Source organism: Oleiphilus sp. HI0123 (assembly GCF_001635315.1).
In genome coordinates, this window is sequence record NZ_LWGE01001541.1 from 1 (window position 1) to 1,983 (window position 1,983).

A 1,983-nucleotide genomic window follows, 5' to 3' on the forward strand; every position below is an offset into this window, starting at 1 on the left:
CGGCTGTTGCCGCTGGAATAAGCCGAGGTGTGCTGGAATCGCCAGTTGAGGTTCGCTTGCCTGGCGGTAATCTAAAAATTGAGTGGCAGGGCGTCGGCTCACCGTTAATGATGGAAGGCCCCGCTATGACTGTTTTCGAAGGAAAAATTCGAATTTAGCGCTACACTTAGTTAGCGATAGGCGTTTAGTGAGGCTTGAACTAGATTCGTGATCTCTTAGCCCACATCGTAATACTGATAGATTTCAGATAAATAAATATAAGTTTTGAATGGACTCCCCCAGACATAGTGAACCGTATTAGTGAAGATAGTATGAGCAATAAAGAAGTAAACGCTGAAGTAAGCCCGCAAGCTGCGAGTATTCAAGAAACTGACGTTATTGAGTATTTGAAGACTCACCCTGAATTCTTTGTTCAACATGATTACTTGTTGAATGAGCTAAAAATACCTCATGCGAGCGGCGCTGCGATATCTTTAGGGGAGCGTCAGGTGCAAGTATTTAGAGAGCACCGTGATGAGCTGAAAAACAAGCTTAATGAACTGATCTCCATTGCGCATGAGAATGATGCTCATTTTGAGAAGACCAAACGCCTGTTATTAAACTTGTTAGAGGTGAAGAGCCTTGATGAGATTGAAATGGTCGTAAATGAGGCATTCAAAAATGATGCGAATATCGACTTCAGCAGCATTTTATTGTTTGGTAAGCCAAGTGACTACCCTGTTAGCGAAGTGAAAGTCATTTCGATCGATGAGGCTCGGGGGCAGCTAGGCGGTATTCTCGATCATACACGAGCAGTTTGCGGGCAGTTCCGAGACGAAGAGCGTGCATGCTTGTTCCCGAACCCCGAAGAAGTCGGTTCAGCGGCAGTGATTCCTTTACGAAATGGTGAGCTTTTGGGCTTGTTCTGTTTGGGCAGTCGCGATGCTAAGCACTTTGATAGCTCAATGGGCTCTTTATTCCTTTCTTATATCAGCGATTTTATCAGCCGTATTCTGCCGAATCTGTTGTTGGCTGCTAAGCGACAGCAGGTAGAGGACTCAGTTCCTTCGCTCTTGGAATAGATATTTTCGAAGCGAGTCGCCATAAATGGTTTAATGATCCGGTAGAGAATTCGAGGCAGTGATGGAAAAGTTACTAGAAGAGTTTCTCGATAATTTACTGGTCGTTAGGAGGCTCTCCCATCACACTTACACCAATTACAGGCGTGACTTGGAGCGTATTCATACTTGGTGCTCTGAACAGGGTATTCACGCTTGGAGTGAGCTCAGTCACGCTCATGTCCGCTTATACGTTTCTTACCTGCACCGTAAGCAGCTTTCTAGCAAGAGTATTCAAAGAGCACTGTCGTCACTACGTAGTTTTTACAATTACCAGATTAAACATGCTTTGCTAGAACACAATCCGTGTCTGGATGTTCCGGTTCCAAAAGGGAGCAAAAAACTGCCTAAAGTCTTGAATGTTGATCAAATTAACCATCTATTAGATAACGATAGTGGCGATTGGCATGTGATTCGTGATCACGCCATGTTCGAGGTTTTCTATTCTTCAGGTCTACGCCTTTCTGAATTAGTAAATTTGAATGTAAATTCCATAAATCTTGATGAAGGTTTTGTTGATGTGCTGGGTAAAGGTGGCAAAGAAAGGCACTTGCCATTAGGAAGCAAGGCCATTGAAGCGCTAAAAGAGTGGTTAGCCTTTCGTGGCGATTGCTTGGGAGAAGAGGCGGTCGCACTTTTCATTAGCCAGCAAGGAAAGCGGATAAGTGTACGTAATGTTCAGGTTCGCTTGAAAAAAATGGCAATCGAGAAAGGTATTATTAATGATGTCAGCCCGCATATGCTGCGACATTCTTTTGCAAGCCACATGTTGGAGTCGAGTCAAAACCTTCGCGCCGTACAAGAATTATTAGGCCATGCCGATATTTCCACCACACAGGTCTATACTCATCTAGACTTTAAACATTTAGCTGAGGTGTATGATGCA

The 1,983-nt window shown here is 44.0% G+C and carries 2 protein-coding genes; both read left to right on the forward strand.

The window, feature by feature from the left end; genetic code table 11:
• The first annotated feature begins 311 nt into the window (after window positions 1-311).
• Window positions 312-1,061 carry a DUF484 family protein gene (locus tag A3761_RS20595; protein ID WP_082870321.1) on the forward strand — a complete coding sequence of 250 codons (750 nt, stop codon included), beginning with the start codon at window positions 312-314 and terminating at the stop codon, window positions 1,059-1,061.
• A 61-nt stretch (window positions 1,062-1,122) separates the two neighbouring features.
• Window positions 1,123-1,983 (forward strand): tyrosine recombinase XerC (xerC, locus tag A3761_RS20600; protein WP_068750795.1); only part of this gene is annotated, 861 nt, incomplete at its 3' end.